Annotated in this window: 15 protein-coding genes; 8 read left to right on the top strand and 7 right to left on the bottom strand. The window is 64.5% G+C overall.

Going from position 1 to position 17426, the window contains the following annotated elements; genetic code table 11:
• Positions 1-516 (top strand): diguanylate cyclase (locus PHD22_RS12370; protein WP_299867170.1); only part of this gene is annotated, 516 nt, incomplete at its 5' end.
• Between the two features lie 12 nt (positions 517-528).
• On the opposite strand, the gene gloB is transcribed toward PHD22_RS12370, so the two are convergent.
• On the bottom strand, positions 529-1290 hold the full coding sequence (gene gloB / locus PHD22_RS12365) for a hydroxyacylglutathione hydrolase (RefSeq protein ID WP_299867167.1): 762 nt from the start codon (positions 1288-1290) through the stop codon (positions 529-531).
• 398 nt (positions 1291-1688) lie between these two features.
• Between gloB and PHD22_RS12360 the strand changes: the two genes are divergently transcribed.
• From PHD22_RS12360 to dnaQ, 3 genes are read left to right on the top strand one after another with little or no spacing between them, the layout of a single operon-like run.
• Positions 1689-2462: a methyltransferase domain-containing protein gene (locus PHD22_RS12360; protein WP_299867164.1), complete on the top strand. Its 774-nt coding sequence runs from the start codon at positions 1689-1691 to the stop codon at positions 2460-2462.
• Positions 2449-2922, top strand: a complete 474-nt coding sequence (gene rnhA / locus PHD22_RS12355) for a ribonuclease HI (protein WP_299867161.1) — start codon at positions 2449-2451, stop codon at positions 2920-2922. The genes PHD22_RS12360 and rnhA overlap by 14 nt, the downstream gene beginning before the upstream one ends.
• Positions 2919-3641: a DNA polymerase III subunit epsilon gene (dnaQ, locus tag PHD22_RS12350; RefSeq protein WP_299867157.1), complete on the top strand. Its 723-nt coding sequence runs from the start codon at positions 2919-2921 to the stop codon at positions 3639-3641. The genes rnhA and dnaQ overlap by 4 nt, the downstream gene beginning before the upstream one ends.
• A 164-nt stretch (positions 3642-3805) precedes the next feature.
• Here the strand turns inward: dnaQ and PHD22_RS12345 are convergent, their stop codons facing one another.
• A complete protein-coding gene (locus tag PHD22_RS12345) occupies positions 3806-4558 on the bottom strand; it encodes a fused MFS/spermidine synthase (RefSeq protein ID WP_299867155.1) in 753 nt (250 codons plus the stop codon).
• Positions 4559-4631: 73 nt separating this feature from the next.
• On the opposite strand from PHD22_RS12345, the gene PHD22_RS12340 reads away from it, so the two are divergent.
• On the top strand, positions 4632-4928 hold the full coding sequence (locus PHD22_RS12340; protein WP_299867152.1) for a hypothetical protein: 297 nt from the start codon (positions 4632-4634) through the stop codon (positions 4926-4928).
• A 98-nt stretch (positions 4929-5026) separates the two neighbouring features.
• On the opposite strand, the gene mutS is transcribed toward PHD22_RS12340, so the two are convergent.
• The 3 genes from mutS to PHD22_RS12325 all read right to left on the bottom strand — a co-directional run bounded on the left by mutS (position 5027) and on the right by PHD22_RS12325 (position 9085).
• Positions 5027-7561: a DNA mismatch repair protein MutS gene (gene mutS, locus PHD22_RS12335; protein ID WP_299867173.1), complete on the bottom strand. Its 2535-nt coding sequence runs from the start codon at positions 7559-7561 to the stop codon at positions 5027-5029.
• 312 nt (positions 7562-7873) lie between these two features.
• A complete protein-coding gene (locus PHD22_RS12330) occupies positions 7874-8461 on the bottom strand; it encodes an RES family NAD+ phosphorylase (RefSeq protein ID WP_299867149.1) in 588 nt (195 codons plus the stop codon).
• Positions 8462-8464: 3 nt separating this feature from the next.
• Positions 8465-9085 (bottom strand): hypothetical protein, encoded by a 621-nt coding sequence (locus PHD22_RS12325; protein ID WP_299867146.1) that lies wholly within the window; start codon positions 9083-9085, stop codon positions 8465-8467.
• A gap of 179 nt (positions 9086-9264) precedes the next feature.
• Between PHD22_RS12325 and PHD22_RS12320 the strand changes: the two genes are divergently transcribed.
• Positions 9265-12399, top strand: a complete 3135-nt coding sequence (locus PHD22_RS12320) for a DUF3427 domain-containing protein (protein ID WP_299867143.1) — start codon at positions 9265-9267, stop codon at positions 12397-12399.
• 215 nt (positions 12400-12614) lie between these two features.
• Here the strand turns inward: PHD22_RS12320 and PHD22_RS12315 are convergent, their stop codons facing one another.
• Positions 12615-13835: an MFS transporter gene (locus tag PHD22_RS12315; RefSeq protein ID WP_299867140.1), complete on the bottom strand. Its 1221-nt coding sequence runs from the start codon at positions 13833-13835 to the stop codon at positions 12615-12617.
• Between the two features lie 173 nt (positions 13836-14008).
• Here PHD22_RS12315 and guaA point away from each other — a divergent pair, with 173 nt between their 5' ends.
• Together guaA and PHD22_RS12305 are read left to right on the top strand one after the other, a co-directional pair.
• Complete coding sequence (gene guaA, locus PHD22_RS12310; protein WP_366520734.1) at positions 14009-15583, top strand: glutamine-hydrolyzing GMP synthase; 1575 nt, start codon at positions 14009-14011, stop codon at positions 15581-15583.
• A gap of 307 nt (positions 15584-15890) precedes the next feature.
• Positions 15891-17132 (top strand): site-specific integrase, encoded by a 1242-nt coding sequence (locus PHD22_RS12305; RefSeq protein WP_299867134.1) that lies wholly within the window; start codon positions 15891-15893, stop codon positions 17130-17132.
• Here PHD22_RS12305 and PHD22_RS12300 read toward each other — a convergent pair.
• Positions 17074-17283 (bottom strand): AlpA family phage regulatory protein, encoded by a 210-nt coding sequence (locus PHD22_RS12300; RefSeq protein ID WP_299867131.1) that lies wholly within the window; start codon positions 17281-17283, stop codon positions 17074-17076. The two genes, PHD22_RS12305 and PHD22_RS12300, sit on opposite strands and share 59 nt — an antisense overlap.
• Between the last annotated feature and the right edge of the window lie 143 nt (positions 17284-17426).

Here is a 17426-nt window from a genome sequence, read left to right as displayed (position 1 = left end):
CTGTCGTCCCTGGACGGTCTGACGGCCATCCCCAACCGGCGCCAGTTCGATGAGACCCTCCGACTGGAGTGGCGGCGGGCCGGACGTCAGGGGAAACCTCTTGCCGTGCTGTTCTGCGACGTGGATTACTTCAAGCAGTTCAACGATGGCTATGGGCACCAGGTCGGTGACGAGTGCCTCAAGGCCGTGGCCCGGGTGTTGTCCGGAGTCCTGCGCCGTCCTGCCGATGTGGTGGCCCGCTATGGGGGAGAGGAGTTTGCGGTGATCCTGCCCGATACGGACATCACCGGGGCCCTGCAGGTGGCTGAAGGGATGCGTGCGGAGGTCGAGGGGCTGAGGATCACCCACCGTTTCTCCCCGGCCGCACCGGTTGTCACGATTAGTATCGGGGTGGCTACCGTGGTGCCCGAGCGGGGTAGCCCTCTGTCACCCAACCTGCTCCGCTCCGCCGACGAAGCCCTTTACCAAGCCAAGCAATCCGGCCGCAACCGGATTGCGGCGGGGGCGCTTCATTAACGTCTCACACGTTCAGAAGTGGTTCTTCCATTCCCGCAGGGCCGCAAACACGGCGACCGGGGATTCCAGGGCACACGCTGCGTGGAGTTCGGCCTGACGGATCACGGCCAATTGCGTGACCCGCAGGAAGGGATTGGTCAGCAGTTCTCCGCCCAGCGGAAACGGGATGGTGGGAAGCCCCTTAGCCCGCAGGATCCCACATTCGGTGATGCGTCGGGCGATGTGGGGGTTGTCCGGTTCGACAGCCTGGGCAAACGCCAGATTGGACAGAGTGTATTCGTGGGTGCAATAGGTCAGGGTTGCCTCGGGCAGCGCTGTCAGACGACTCAGGGAGTCGAACATCTGGGCCGGGGTGCCTTCGAAGAGGCGTCCGCACCCGGCAGCAAACAGGGTGTCCCCGCAAAACAGCGCCCCCTCTCCATGGTAGGCCACGTGCCCCGCGGTATGGCCGGGCACATCCATGACCTCTAAGGTGACATCAAGTCCGGGCAAGCGCACCTGATCACCCTGGCTGACCGGATGGCTGACGCCGGCGATCTCCTCCAGGGCCGGACCAAAAACCGGAACGGAATACCGGGTAAGCAGGGCTGGCACCCCTCGGGTGTGATCCGGGTGGTGGTGGGTGACCAGAATGGCTGCCAGACTGAGCCCGTGATCCTCCAGGAAGGCAATGACCGGTGAGGCATCGCCCGGATCCACCACGACGGCGTGGGTGTCGTTGCGGAGCAGCCAGATATAGTTATCGTGAAATGCGGGAAGAGGGATGATCTGCATTTATCTAAAGCCTCGAAAGGGACGTATTTGCTGGGGTTCGGATCCGTCAGTTTTAGACTCTCTAAAACTCGGGCCACGAACAACAGGAACGCGATATTTTCTTGTATACCGCTTTGTCATCTCCGGGGTGGTGTGACCGAGCAGCTTTTGAGGGGGCCTGATCCTGCCCATCCGGGCCCGTGCCTGACTTTGCGCGCATGTCGTGAATCGTAACACCTCAAGCTTTACCGCGTTCCGGGCCTCGTCGAACCAGGAGATGCCCTGCGGGGAAAAACGGGTGTCTTGCCTTGGTCTGTGCTGAGTTTGAGTTAAGCCTTGTCTTTGCAGGGATTCTGCCAAGTCGCACATGTACAATCTGAATCCATCCGTTGTAATCCTTTGGCTGCCCCACGTATCCGATGCCCCCCCTCGAATCCTTTCCCGGCCTCCATGCCTGGCTCGGCACGCCCTTGGGACGGCACGTGCTGGACTGGGAGCAGGCGCGCATGGACGAACGGGTGAGTGACATCTTCGGGTATAACGCGGTCCAGCTGGGGATTCCCGAGGCCGACTTCCTCAAGGCTAACCGGATGCCTCTGCGGTTTCGGGCGGGTGCCGGTGCCGTTCAGGTGCAAGCCAGCCAGGACGCGCTGCCCTTTGCTGCCAGCAGCCTGGATCTGGTGGTTCTCCCCCATGTGCTGGAGTTTGCTTCCAATCCTCATCAGGTACTCAGGGAGGTTGAGCGCGTGCTGGTGCCGGAGGGGAGCGTGGTGATCAGCGGCTTCAATCCTTTCAGTCTGTTCGGTCTGCGGCGTTTGCTGGCCGGCAGGAGCGGAGTGTATCCCTGGCACGGGCAGTATCTGTCCCAGAGACGGCTGAAGGACTGGCTGACCCTGCTCAGTTTCGAAACCCATGCCCAGACATCCGGCTGCTTCATCCCGGCGGTGGAGCAGCAGCAATGGATAGACCGCCTGGCCCTGGTCAACCGGGCGGGAGAGCGATGGTGGCCGATTGCGGGCGGGGTCTACATCATTCATGCCATCAAGCGGGCGCATGGGATGCGCCTGATCATGCCCAAATGGGAACGGAAGGCCGGCGCGCGGGCCTTGGCCCCCCTGGTCCAGAAGTCTGGAGGGCCAGACCGGGACTGTTCCCGCAAAAACACATCAGAGAGCGATTTTGGACGAGATTGACATTTACACGGACGGGGCTTGTTCAGGCAACCCGGGGCCGGGCGGCTGGGGGGCAATCCTGCGCTCTGGCCCCCACGAAAAGGAACTGTGGGGTGGCGAGCCAGCCACCACCAACAACCGGATGGAACTATTGGCGGTGATCCGTGCCCTGGAGGCCCTCAAGCGGCCGGTAACAGCGCGGGTTCATACCGACTCCCAGTACGTCCAGAAGGGTATTTCCGAATGGATCCACGGCTGGAAGGCCAGAGGCTGGAAAACCGCCTCCAAGGCGCCGGTCAAGAACGAAGACCTGTGGCGGGCCCTGGATGCGGCCGCCAGCCTGCATCAGATCAAGTGGTTGTGGGTGCGCGGCCATGCGGGTCACACGGAGAACGAGCGTGCCGATGCTCTGGCCCGCCAGGGAGTTGACGCCGTACGCAAGGCGGGCAGGTCAGTGGACGCAGGAGAAAACGAGGCATGAGACAGATTGTTCTGGATACGGAAACCACCGGCCTGGACTGGAAGACCGGTGATCGGCTGATTGAAATTGCAGGTGTTGAAGTCATAGACCGCAAGCTGACCGGTCGGCATTACCACGTCTATGTGAATCCCCAGCGGGAAATCGACGCTGGTGCCGTGGCGGTGCATGGCATCACCCTGGAGTTTCTGGCGGACAAGCCCCTGTTCAAGGATGTCGCTGATGAATTCTGCGCGTTCGTCGCCGGCAGCGAACTGGTGATCCACAACGCCCCTTTCGATGTGGGCTTCCTGAACAACGAGCTGGGTCTGCTGGGCAAGCCGGTGTTGACGGCCATCTGCCCCAGCGTGATCGACACCCTGAAGCTGGCCAAGGAGCAGAACCCGGGCAAAAAGGCTTCCCTGAACGCCCTGTGTTCCTTCTACGACATCGACAACACCCACCGGACCCTCCACGGTGCGTTGCTGGATGCGGAGCTGCTGGCGGATGTGTACCTGGCCATGACCCGCGGCCAGGAAAGCCTGATCATGGCCCTGGATGAGCCCGTACCGAGCCATGCGGACGAGCACGCTGGCAGCCTGCCCATGGAGCGCCCGCCCCTGAAGGTGCTGCGGGCGACGAGCGACGAAATTGAAGGCCACAACAAGATGCTGGCCGAAATTGCCAAAGCCAACAAGGGCCACTGCCTGTGGCTGGCGCCGGAACCTGCGCCGGCAGCCTGATGGACGAGGCTCACTCGAGCCGCTTTCCTGCCGGCCCGTCCAGAGCCGTAAGGTAAGGAACAGACCGGCCTTCAGGCCGGGGAAGGAGGGTGCGGGCCGGGGTGTTCCCTGTGCCGGTCAAAGCAGCGCCCGCAGGGAACGCTGCCATGACTGCACTTGTGCGATCACAAGTGGATGACCCCGTTCCCATGGGGCCCGGCCTTGCCGAGCTGGCGAAGGGTGGGGCGCAGGTCAAGACCGGTTGCAGCCTTGAGTGCCACGGCCCGCTGGTGGAGATCGATCAGGGCATGGACCTGGGGAACGCCGGCCGTGGCAAGGGCCACCACGTTTCCACTGTCGCACTCGGGCAGGGCCACCACCTGCCCGGCAAAGACCTTGCGCAGGCGGGTCAGCTGGGTTTTGAAGCCCCGCAACTGGCCAAACAGATTGACGCTCAAGAGCCCTCCTGGCGCCAGACGGGCCCGACAGGCTTCGTAGAAGGGCTGGGTGGCGAGATCCCCCGCACGGGCATTTTGATCAAACCCATCGACTGCGATCAGATCCCACTGACGGCCGTCGCTCAGCACGAAGCGGGCGCCGTCATCGATGTTCACTTCGAAACGCTCGTCCTCGTCGGGCAGGCGGAAGTACTGCCGGGCTACCCCATGGACTTCCGGCGCAATCTCCACCACAGTACAACGGGTCTGGGGCAGGTGATGATGGATGAAACGGGCCAGGGAGCCTGCCCCAAGGCCGATCATGAGCACCCGCTCTGGCCAGGGCTCGGGGCGAAACAGCAGTCCAGCCATCATGTCCCGGGTGTAAGCCAGCTCCAGGGCGTGAGGCTTGCGCAAGCGCATGGCCCCCTGGACCCAATCGCTACCAAAATGCAGGTAACGGATGCCGGATTGTTCACTGATGTCGATGGGAATATTCATGTTTGGCACCAAAGCAGGCTCGTGTATTCTATGTTGCGATGCAAAATCTTTTCAGAACCAATCGGAAGTCGCCATGGCCACCTTTGAAAATTTCGATCAGGAGCTGACCTCCATCGATATGGAAATCGCCCGTCTTGCCCAGCTGTGCGGCATCCATATGCTCGAGCCTGGCGTCGCGGAAGCCGTGCTCCGCGGCGACAGCAGCCTGTGCAAGGATGACAATCCCATTGCCTGGGAAAAGTTGCGGGGACTTCTGGTGCTTCATTACCATGTGGTTCAGGAAGCCGCCGCTGTTGGCGGTGTCGATTCGGCCGCGGAGAGCGTTCGCAAGGCCCTCGAGAGCGTTACCGAGCGGATGCGCGTCAAATAGCCATCGTCCTCCTTCATCCCAGCATCAGCCTTCCCTTCCCGACGCTTCCATGATGGATCGTACCCCGGGAGCGGCAGCGCCAGGGGACAGTGATCCCGTCATGTGGCGGCAAGTCGTCTGAGTTCGTAAAGGGCCTCCAGGGCCTCCCGGGGCGTCAGGGCATCCGGATCCATCCCGGCCAGGGCACCCAGCACCGGGTGGCCCGGCGGCGCGGGCTCGTCGGCAGGCAGGCTGGCGAACAGGTCGGCCTGGGGGCCGGCGTCGATCTCGCGGTTCTCCAGCGCGCGCAGGCGGCGCTTGGCGTCGCGCACCACCGCACCCGGGATGCCCGCCAGCGCGGCCACCTCGATCCCATAGCTCTGGCTGGCCGGGCCTTCTTCCAGCGCGTGCAGAAACACGATGCCGTGGTTGTGCTCGACGGCATCGAGGTGCACGTTGGCGCACTCCGGGTAGTCGTGGGCGAGGCGGGTGAGCTCGAAGTAATGGGTGGCGAACAGTGTCCAGCAGCGGTTCTTGTCGAGCAGGTGGCGGGCGATCGCCACCGCCAGCGCGACGCCGTCGAAGGTGGAGGTGCCGCGGCCGATCTCGTCCATCAGCACCAGGCTCTGATCGGTGGCGCCATGCAGGATGGCGGCTGCCTCGGTCATCTCGACCATGAAGGTGGAGCGGCCCGAGGCCAGGTCGTCGGAAGCGCCGATGCGGGTGAAGATGGCGTCCACCGGCCCGATCCGCGCGCTGGCGGCTGGCACGAAGCAGCCCACGTGGGCCAGCAGCACGATCAGCGCCACCTGGCGCATGGTGGTCGATTTACCGCCCATGTTGGGGCCGGTGATGAGCAGCATGCGGCGGGTCGGGTCGAGGCGGCAGTCGTTGGCGATGAAGTTTTCTACTTGCCGCTCGACCACCGGGTGGCGGCCGGCCACGATCTCGATGCCCGGCTGGTCGCTGAACACCGGCATCGCATAGTTATACCGGGCCGCAGCCTCGGCGAAAGCCGCCAGCCCGTCGAGCAGCGCGCAGGCCCGGGCGATGCGCTGGAAGCGCGGGATATCGGCGGCAAGCTGGTCGAGCACGCCCTCATACAGCAGCTTCTCGCGGGCCAGCGCGCGCTCCTGGGCCGACAGGGCCTTGTCTTCGAAGGCCTTCAGCTCCGGTGTGATGAAGCGCTCGGCGTTCTTCAGGGTCTGGCGGCGGCGGTAGTCGTCGGGCAGCTCGCCCTTGGCGGCGTTGGCGGCCGAGATCTCGATGTAGAAGCCATGCACCCGGTTGAATTCGACCTTCAGGTTGGCGATGCCGGTGCGCTCCCGCTCGCGGGCTTCGAGCTCCAGCAAAAACGCGCCGCAGTTGGTCTGGATGCCGCGCAGCTCGTCGAGGTCGGCGTCGAAGCCTTCGGCGATCACGCTGCCGTCACGCAGCACCGTCGACGGCTCGGGGGCGATGGCGCGGGTCAGCAGCGCCAGCGCCTCGTCGGGCGTGGCGAGCTCGTCGAGCATCCGCTGCAGCAGCGGCGCCTGGGGCGCGCCCAGGGCGGCGCGCAGCTCGGCCAGGCGCGCCAGGCTGTCGCGCAGCGCGGAAAGATCCCGCGGGCGGGCGCTTCTCAGCGCCACCCGGGCGGTGATGCGCTCCACGTCCGACACCCCGCGCAGCACCCGCCGCGCCGGCTCGACCGGGCCCTCGCCCAGCTCGCCGACGGCCGTGTGACGGTGAGCCGCGGCGGCGCGGTCGCGCAGGGGGTGGTGCAGGGCGTGGCGCAGCCAGCGCGAGCCCATGCTGGTGGCGCAGCTGTCGAGCAAGGAGAGCAGCGTGGGCGCCGCCTCGCCGCGCAGGGTCTCGGTGATCTCGAGGTTGCGGCGGGTGGCGGCGTCGAGGCGCAGATAGGCGCTGTCGCGCTCGGCGGTGAGGGCGGTGATGTGGGCCAGGGCCTGGCGCTGGGTGGCGCGGGCGTAGTCGAACAGGGCCGCGGCGGCGGCCAGGGCCACCGGCATCTCGTCGGCGCCGAAGCCGGCCAGGTCGCGGGTGCCGAAGTGGGCGGTGAGCAGGCGCCGGGCGGTCTCGGCGTCGAACTGCCAGTCGGCCAGCCGGCGCAGGCTGGGGGCGAGCTGCTCCAGCAGCGGCAGGCGCAGGCCGTCGGGGATCAGCACCTCGGCCGGGCGCAGGCGCTCGAACTGGGCGGCGAGCTGCGGCGCATCGCATTCGAGCACCCGGAAGTCGCCATTGGCGAGGTTGAGCCAGGCCAGGCCCAGCACGCCCCGGTGCAGGTTGAGCGCCAGCAGCGGCGCATCGGCCTTGTCGTCGAGCAGCGCCGCGTCGGTGAGGGTGCCCGGCGTCACGATGCGCGCCACCGCGCGCTCCATCGGCCCCTTGGTGGCGCCCGGGTCGCCCACCTGCTCGGCGATCACCACGGATTCGCCCAGCTTGACCAGCCGCGCCAAGTATTGCTCGACCGCATGGTGGGGCACCCCGGCCATCTTGATCGGCTGGCCGGCGGACGAACCGCGGGTGGTGAGCGTGATGTCCATCAGCCGCGCGGCCTTCTCGGCGTCCTCGAAGAACAGCTCGTAGAAGTCGCCCATGCGGTAGAAGAGGAGGGTGTCGGGGTGGTCCTGCTTGATGCGTAAATATTGGACCATCATCGGGGTGTGGCCGGCGAACGGATCACCCTGAATGTCTTGTTTCGGCTGCTTTTGCGGTTTCAAGTGGCGGGCCCTGCGGTGTTCTGGCTCTGAATGGAAAGCAGCCCGGCGCCGGGCTGCGGGCGCAATTGTCGCATGGGCCGCGGGGGAGCGTCGCCCGCGAGCAGGCTCAGGTAAAGGGATTCAGCAGACGGACGCCGATTTTGTGCGAAGCCGGCGGTGTTGCGGGTAACGACGGTCAGGTTGTAGATCAGCCCGATGGCGGCGATCTGCTTGCCGATGGGGTGCTGGGGATTGGGCGACGAGTGAGCCCTAGATCAGCGCAAACGGAACTGTTGACCGAACTGCATCGGTTAGTTCGGGGGCGTCTTCAAAACTGACCGGTTGGCTGTTTGGGAAAAGCCGAGCAAAAGGTTTGGCCCGATCAAACAGGACCAGCGCCATTTGGCTGCTGTCGAACCGGGACCGATAAACGATTCCATGAGCCTGGTCTGCGTGATCGTGGATGGCTTTCGATAGTGCTTGCGTATAGCTGTAGTCGGCTCCGAGCAAATGAGCTGAATCCAAGCGCATGCGGGTTGCTGCGTCGCCGTGCACGGGGACGAGTTTCAATTTTTGGGTGTCGATCAGCAAAAACAAAGCACATCGCTGCTTGAAATCAGCCAGGCTCAAATTCAAGCCGGGCTGGTCTCTGATGACGGTTTCAAGAAAACAGGTTTTAAAGTCTCTTGCGCAATATAAGGTTCCGAATTCGCCTGATGGGGCGTCGAAGCGATAAACCTTCGCATTTCTGAAGGAGGGTTCGCTTGTCGAATAATTTCTTTTGGCGATGCGGAAAAAACCTGCCTCCGTCAAAATTTCGGTGGGCAGGGTTTTTGGCAGGTGCGGAGGCGTTGGCATGGATTACGCTTCTTCAATCGCTGTTGCCACACTAAGGACGTCTGCTTGCCGCTCCAGTCTTAGTGCTGCTAGCGGAGTCAGCCCTCCAAGCATCGGTTCCGGTTGGGTGAAAAACAAGTAGCAGCCCCATTCATCACGGGAGGCCAAGGCAGCCATGACGTCTCCGATGGCGCCGAACACCAAATCCTCAAATTGCCAATCTGGATATTTGTAGCCGCGTCGATTTCCTGAAAGGCCCAGAGCTGTTCGGTTCTTTCGGCGGTCATCGAGTGCTTGTCGGGTCATTCCAGCCCGCGCAGCACCCTCTGTGGAAGACAGCATTTCGGGTTGAGACAGCGTGCTGCTTTTGAATCGAACCCCATCTTCAACAGCTTGCGCCACACCCCCTCCGGCCTTTCGCTCCGAAGTCAATTCAAGCACTTTTGCGGCTACGACCTTTGCTCTTTCATCCGCCCCTTGTTCGAGTGTTTGGATGATCAGGTTTACAAAGTGATCATCAAGGGCTTTTGAAAATTGCCGGGCAGCTTCAATCGGAGGCTTCTTGCTGCGGCCCTCGAATAGATCGATGAGGACGGTGCTGAAATCGGTTTGTCGCTCCGGTGCTTTAAGCGTTTTTGCTGTCATGGTCATTCTCCTGTCCAGCGTTCCATGAGGGATACTTTGCGACAACTCGTCAAGTTCGTCAATCTGATGTCCGTCTGAACATGGGCAGTGGGAAAGGTCGTCCGGTGCCCGAAGGTGCTCGGCCGCAGGGGCGGTCCTATAAAATCGCCCGTCATTCCCCTCCCGACAGGAGACGACACATGGCCTTGCCCGATGGCCTTTACGACCAGCTCCTCACCCACTCCCTCGACGAACTCGTTGCCTGCAGCACCGATGAAAGCAGCCGCAGCCTTCAGGTCCTCAACGCCGACGACGCCCCGGCACGTCTCACCGAGGTGCTGGTCTCCCAACTGGCGCGGATTCTGGATGACCTGCACGGAGAGGGGAGCGACAAGCTCCACCAGCAGCTGGCGCTGGTCAATTCCCTCCTCGTCGGCCTCCAGCGGCGCCTGGCGCCGGGCGCCGGGGGCGTCGACCTGGTCGCCGCGCCCGCCCGCATTCTCCAGGCCATCCACCGCCAGTCGCCCCCGCCAGCGCTACCCGACACCGGGCTGGCGACGCCCTGGCTGTTCACCGCTGGCAAGGGCTCGCCCGCGCTGCTCACCGAGCTGCGCCGGGAGCTGGCGGCCTGCGACCGGGTGGACATCCTGGTCAGCTTCATCACCCATTCGGGCGTGCGTAAGCTGCTCGACATCCTCCAGGCCATCACGGCAGTGGGCGCCGACGGCCAGCCGCGAACCCGCCTCCGCGTGCTCACGACCACCTACACCGGCGCCACCGAGGCCCTGGCGCTGGACACGCTGGCCCGCCTGCCGGGCTGCCAGATCCGCGTCTCCCTGGATGGCCGGCGTACCCGACTGCATGCCAAGGCCTGGCTGTTCCGGCGCCGCACTGGCTTCGGCTCGGCCTACGTGGGCAGCGCCAACCTGTCGGGCGCCGCACTGATGGGCGGGCTGGAATGGACCACCAAGTTCACCCAGCGCGGCCAGCCCGATCTCTTCGAGCGGGCCTGTGCCCACTTCGAAACCCTGTGGGAGGACAACGAGTTTCAATACTACGACCCGGCCGACCCAGCCCACCGCAGCGCCCTCCGCGAGGCGCTGCGGCGCGAGTCGGGGGAGGAGCTCCTCGCTCGCCCGACCTTCTTCGATCTGGCCCCCAAGGCCTACCAGCAGGAGATGCTGGAACAGTTGCAGCGGGAGCGCGACCACGACCGCCGCCGCAACCTGGAGGTGGCCGCCACCGGCACGGGCAAGACTGTGGTCGCCGCCTTCGACTACCGGCGCCTGTGCCTCCAGCAGGGCGGGCAGCCGCGTCTGCTGTTCGTGGCCCACCGGGAGGAGATCCTGAGGCAGGCGCTACGCACCTATCGCGAAGTGCTGCGCGATCATGCCTTCGGTGCGCTGCTGACGGGTGGCACCGAGCCGCAAAGCTTCGACCACCTGTTTGCCACCATCGACAGCGTGACGAGCCGCGAGCTGCTCGCCTGGCGGGGCGCCGGCCATTGGTACATGGTGGTGGTGGATGAGTGCCACCGCCTGGCCGCCGGACGCTTCGACGCGTTCGTCAGGCAGGTCAGCCCGCGCATCCTGCTCGGCCTCACGGCTACCCCCGAGCGCAGCGACGGCCAGCCCATCCTCGGTTACTTCGACAACCGGCCCGACGGCTCACCCGCCGTCGAGCTGCGCCTGTGGCACGCCCTCGACCAGCAGCTGCTGTGCCCCTTCGAGTATTACGCCTGCGACGACGATACCGATTTTTCGAGTGTGCCCTGGGCCCAGGCGGGGGAGGCGGCCGCCATCGACAAGCTGGTCACCGGCAACGACATCCGCGCCCGCCTGGTGCTGAATGAATGGCGGCGCCTGGCCGGTGATCCGGCGCGGGGCAGGGCACTGGTGTTCTGTGTTTCGGTGGCCCACGCCCAGTTCATGACCACCTACCTCACCCGGGCCGGCATCAAAGCCCTGTGTGTGGTGGGCGATACGCCCCAGGACACTCGCCGGCGGGCGCCGGAGATGCTGGCGCGGGGCGAGATCGCGGCACTGGTGACCTGCGACCTTTATAACGAGGGCGTCGACCTGCCCACGGTCGACACCCTGCTGCTGCTCCGTCCCACCCAGAGCCCGGTGCTGTTCCAGCAGCAGATTGGCCGCGGTCTGCGGTTAGCGCAGGGCAAGGAAAGCTGCCTGATCCTCGATTTCGTGGGCCGTCACCGGCAGGAATTCCGCTTCGACCGCCTGTTGTCCACGCTCACTGGGCTGTCGCGCAGACAGCTCATGGAGGCGGTGGACAAGGGCTTCGGCAGCCTGCCTCCCGGCTGCCACATCCACCTGCAACACCAGGCCCGCGAGCAGGTGCTGGGCAGCCTCCGAAAGCTGGTGCAGCAGAACTGGCGGCGCCTGCGCACCGAGCTGCAGGCCTATGCCGCCTTGCGCGGGCACAACGCCATCCGGCTGGCGAGCTTTCTGCGCGAGCAGGCCATTGAGCTCGGTGACATCTACCGCAGCACCGGCCGCTCGGGTTGGGCCAATCTGAAGCGCGACGCCGGCCTGCTCACGACGCCCCCGGCCACCGAGGACGACTACTTTGGCCGCCGCTTTGGCGATTTACTGCACGTGGATGACCCGGCGCGCACGGACTTGCTGCTCAAGATGGCCGAACCCGCGGCCAGCTACGCGCCGCAAACCGGGCCCGACCGTCACTTGTTACAGATGCTGGCCTATCAGGTCGATGGCCAGACGCACCAGAAGGGGAGCGGCGAAAGCTTCCTTGAGCGCCTGCGGGCACAGCCCGAACACCTCGCCGAGTTGGCTGAACTCGGCGAAGTCCTGCAATCGAAGAGCAGCTTGCGGCAGCGCGCCGTTCCGGGCCTGGAGGATTGCCCCCTGTGCCTCCACGCTGCCTATGGGGTCCGCGAAATCCTCACGGCGGTAGGCTGGCTCAACGCCGAGCGGCGCACGCCCTTCCAGGCTGGCGTGCTGGCCTTGCACGAGCGTCAAGTGGAGCTGCTCTTCGTGACCCTCGACAAGCGTGAGGGCTACCATGAACACATCGCCTACCACGACTACGCCATCAGTGCCGAGCGCTTTCACTGGCAATCCCAGAACGCCGCCAGCCCCGAAACCCCCGCCGGCCGGCGCTACCTCGACAGCCCGAGCAACGGCTGGCGTTTTCAGCTTTTCGTGCGTACGGCCAAGGGCACGCCCTATCGCGCCTGCGGCCCGGTGGTGCTGGAAGAGGCCGCTGGCAGCAAGCCGATGAACATCCACTGGCGGCTGGAGGTGCCGCTGCCGAACCACTTGTTCCGCGAGTTCAGCATCCTGCGGGGGGCCTGAGCGATTCGAGCTTTCCAAGCTGTGATGATAAGGATCGTCTTCGCCAAAGCCCTGCATCCCCGCCCACGTCCATCTGGGCGTGCTGGCTCGGCGGCTGACGATGGCCAGCTTCGACATGCGCTGGGGGTGGGTCTTCCGCGAGGGCTCTCACGAGCGCCGGACGCTGGAGGACGACGGCTGGACCGTATAGGGAAGGGGAGGCGGACCTCACCCGCTCACCCCGGTACCTCCTCACCTGGAACACGGACATTCCGCCCCGCCAGGGCACCCAGCCAGGCGATCACCAGCGTGAGCAGCAGGCACAGGGCCAGCGGCAGGCTCCAGCCCCGGGACTGGTCGTGCAACAGGCCGACGAGCGGGGGGCCGCAGGCCGCCAGTAGGTAGCCGATGCTCTGGGCCATGCCGGAGAGGGCCGCGGCCTGCGCCGAGCCGTGGGTGCGCAGACCCATGAAGCTCAGGCTGAGGATGAGGCAGGCCCCGGAGCCGAAGCCGAAACAGGTCACCCACAGGGCCGCCCATCCGGGCAGCGCAAGCAGCCCCAGCAGGCCGAGCGAGAGCAGCAGCGATACGCCGAAGGCGGCCGCACGCTGGTCTTGCAGACGGTGGATGACGGGGGCCAGCAGGAGGCCGGCGCAGGCCGAGGCGAGCTGCATCACCCCATGTAGCGAACCGGCTTCGGCGGCCGAGCGGCCGCTGCCAGTGAGGATGGACGGCAGCCAGCCGATCATCACGTAATATATGAAGGAATTGAGGCCCATGAACAGGGTCACCTGCCAGGCGAGGGCCGAGCGCCAGATCGGCTGGCCCCGGGCGCTTGCGCTCCAGGCGGCGGAGTTGGTGGAATACCTGCCGGGCTGCGGTCGCAACTGGGGCCACCATATCACCAGTGCCGCCAGCGGGAACACGATGACCGCCGCCAGCGCGCCCTCCCAGCCTAGGCCGGGGTGGGTCGCCAGCGGAATCACGGTGGCCGACGCGGCAGCGGCAGCGAGGCCCATCGTCAGCGTGTAGGCACTGGTGACGGCGGCGATGCGCTGCGGAAAATCGCGCGTCAGCAAACTGGGCAGCAGCACGTTGCCGATGGCGATGCCGGCACCGATCACCACCGTCCCGCCGTAGAGGCAACCCACCGGCCCCGCCGAACGGAGTGCGACGCCGCCGGCGATCAGCACCAGCGCCGCGAACAGGGCCCGCTCCAGCCCGACACGCCGCGCCAGTACCGGAGCCACCGGCGACAACAGCGCGAAGGCCAACAGCGGCAGCGTGGTGAGGAGGCCCGCCTGAGCGGTGCTCAAGGCAAAGCTCCCCTGGATCATCGCTAGCACCGGCGCAAGGCCGGTGATCGGTGCCCGCAGGTTGACTGCGATCGACAGGATGCCGGCGAGCAGCAGGGCCGTACGCAGGAAGTGGACGGGCAGGGGCCGTCGAGGGGGCATGGGCGGGGTTCCGGTTTGGTGATGGATGAAGAGTAGTGATTTACCCGGGGGCTGGGGCCGGAGATTGCCGGCCGGGCCGCAACAAAGCGCATCGACCGCCCTGCAGCGCTACCGCCCGGACATCCCGCCGCTCCGGCTCACGGGCTATAATCCGCCACCAACGTTTTCACCCTGTGGAACCCACTGTGCACAAGAAAATCCTGATCCTCGATTTCGGCTCCCAGGTCACCCAGCTCATCGCCCGCCGTGTGCGCGAACAGCAGGTGTACTGCGAAATCCACCCCTTCGACGTGTCCGACGACTTCGTGTGCAGCTTCGCGCCCGAGGGCATCATCCTGTCCGGCGGCCCGAACTCGGTCTATGCGGGCGAGGAGTGGAAGGCGCCGATGGCCGTCTTCGAGATCGGGGTGCCGGTACTGGGCATCTGCTACGGCATGCAGACCATGGCCGCCCAGCTCGGCGGCAAAGTCGAGAGCTCCGGCAAGCGCGAGTTCGGCTACGCCGAGATCCGCGCCCGCGGCCACTCCGAACTCTTCCGCGGGATCCAGGACCGGACCAACGACGAAGGCCACGGCCTGCTGGATGTCTGGATGAGCCACGGCGACAAGGTCACCGAGCTTCCGCCGGGCTTCAAGGTCATCGCCTCCAACGAATCCACCCCCATCGCCGCCATGGCCGACGAGGCACGCAAGTTCTACGCGGTGCAGTTCCACCCGGAGGTCACCCATACCATCAAGGGTAAGGAGATGATCGCCCGCTTCGTGCACGACATCTGCGGCTGCCACCACGACTGGAACATGCCCGACTACGTGAACGAGGCCATCGAGAAGGTCCGTGCCCAGGTGGGTAGCGACGAAGTGATCCTCGGCCTGTCCGGCGGCGTCGATTCGTCGGTGGTTGCGGCCCTGCTGCACCGGGCCATCGGCGACCAGCTGACCTGCGTGTTCGTGGACAACGGCCTGCTGCGCCTCAACGAGGGCGAGATGGTCATGCAGATGTTCGCCCGCAACCTGGGCGTCAAGGTCATCCACGTGGATGCCACCGAGCAGTTCATGGGGCACCTCAAGGGTGTGTCCGACCCGGAGGCCAAGCGCAAGATCATCGGCCGCGAGTTCGTCGAGGTCTTCCAGGCCGAGGCGACCAAGCTGCCCAGCGCCAAGTGGCTGGCCCAGGGCACAATCTACCCGGACGTGATCGAATCCGCCGGCGCCAAGACCGGCAAGGCCCACGCCATCAAGAGCCACCACAACGTGGGCGGCCTGCCCGAAACCCTTAACCTCAAGCTTCTCGAGCCGCTGCGCGAGTTGTTCAAGGACGAAGTCCGCGAGCTGGGCATCGCCCTTGGCCTGCCCCACGAGATGGTCTACCGCCACCCTTTCCCGGGCCCGGGCCTGGGTGTGCGCATCCTCGGCGAGGTCAAAAAAGACTACGCCGACCTGCTGCGCCGCGCCGACGCCATCTTCATCGACGAGCTGCGCGCCGCCGACTGGTACGACAAGACCAGCCAGGCCTTCGCGGTGTTCCTGCCGGTCAAGAGCGTCGGCGTGATGGGCGACGGCCGCACCTACGAATACGTGGTGGCCCTGCGCGCCGTGCAAACGCAAGACTTCATGACCGCCCACTGGGCCGAGCTACCCCACAGCCTGCTCGGCAAGGTAAGCAACCGGATCATCAATGAAGTACGCGGGATCAACCGGGTGGTGTACGACATCTCGGGCAAACCGCCGGCAACCATCGAGTGGGAATGATCTGATATCTGGCAAGCTCCGGCAACGAAAAGCACCAAAACCCCCGAAAGCCCGCGTCATTGCGGGCTTTTCTGTTTCTAGGTTTGGCATCGGCTGGCACGTTGTCGCGCCTACAAGCATTGTTTTTTTCTGGTATGCCGGGTGGTATTCTTCCAGTCCATGCCATGAATGCCGCTTGGTACCATACCATCCGATCTCCGGTAGGCATGGTATTAAAAACATCTAACAGTTTGTTTTTAAAAGAAAATTTTAGATAAAAAAGTGGGTTTTTGGACATGGTATCGAAACCCTGAATTTTCTTACGACCATGCTTACCGATACCAAGCTACGCAATCTGAAGCCCCGGGAAAAGCTCTATAAAATCAATGATCGCGATGGCCTCTACGTCGCCGTCACTCCCGCTGGATCTGTTTCTTTCCGGTACAACTACTCCATCCACGGTAGGCAGGAGACAGTCACGTTCGGCCGCTATGGGGCCGGCGGGATCACGCTGGCTGAGGCGCGGGAACGGCTGGGGGAGGCAAAAAAGATGATCGCGGCGGGAAAGTCCCCCGCAAAGGAAAAGGCTCGCGACAAGGCTCGGGTCAAGGACGCCCAGACGTTCGGCGCCTGGGCGGAGAAGTGGCTGAGGGGCTACCAGATGGCTGAATCCACCCGGGACATGCGGCGCTCGATCTACGAGCGGGAGATCAAGCCCAAGTTTGAGAAGCTGAAACTCGAAGAGATCACGCATGAGGATCTGCGGGCGCTGACAGATGCGATCGTGGAGCGGGGGGCCCCGGCCACTGCCGTGCATTCGCGCGAAGTGGTGATGCAGGTCTTTCGCTGGGCAAACGAGCGCGGGCAGAAAGTCGAGAATCCGGCGGACCTGGTGCGGCCAACAGCGATTGCCCGGTTTGAGCCTCGAGAGCGAGCCTTGTCTCCCGAGGAAATCGGCCTGATGTACGAGTATTTGGAGAAGGTGGCGGCCGGCCCGCAGTTTCGGGTGGCCTGCAAGTTGCTGCTACTGACGATGGTGAGAAAGGGGATGCTCACCGGCGCCAGATGGGAAGAGATCAGCTTTGTCGATGCGCTCTGGACGATTCCGAAGGAGCGCACGAAGGGGAGGAACCCGCACCTTGTCTTTCTGTCACGTCAGGCGCTCGATATCCTGATCGCCCTAAAGACATTCGCAGGTGGGTCGGAATACGTCCTGCCGTCGCGCTACGATGCTGACAAGCCCATGAGCGAGGCCACGCTAAACCGGGTGCTCGAACTGGTCTACAAGGCCGCCCAGAAGGATGGGAAGGAGCTCGATAAGTTCGGCCCTCACGACCTGCGCCGAACGGCGAGCACGTTGCTTCACGAGGCGGGCTACAACACGGATTGGATTGAGAAGTGCCTGGCCCATGAGCAGAAGGGCGTCAGGGCGGTATACAACAAGGCCGAATACCGCGAGCAGCGTTCGGCCATGTTGCAGGACTGGGCGGATATGATCGATTCGTGGGCACTCAAGCCGGAGCACAGCCAGGCCGGGTTGCCTGGCGCCCGGAATCCTTTCGGTTTTTGATCCACGCCTCGACCTCAGAGAGTTCCCAGGCCACATTCCTACTGGTGAGGGCGATGCGGCGCGGAAACTCGCCGCGTTGCTCTAAATTAAAGATCGTCCGCTCAGACAGTGGGATCATGGACAGCAATTTTTTTCGATTGATGAGAGTCATTCGGTAATTTCCTTTTCTTCGTCGCGATCAATGCATCCTGTGCAGTCCGGATCAGTAGTGCGCATCCGGTAGCGGCATGCCAGCATTTCGGTGCCCGCCCTGTCGCTCCCGTGCTGGCTGTTGCAGCCATGCAGTCCGAGGAG

The organism is Zoogloea sp., assembly GCF_028693495.1.
In the GTDB taxonomy this organism is placed as follows: Bacteria; Pseudomonadota; Gammaproteobacteria; order Burkholderiales; family Rhodocyclaceae; genus Zoogloea.
Note: the sequence above shows the minus strand (reverse complement) of the source record. Positions and strands in the feature narration are given on the sequence as shown.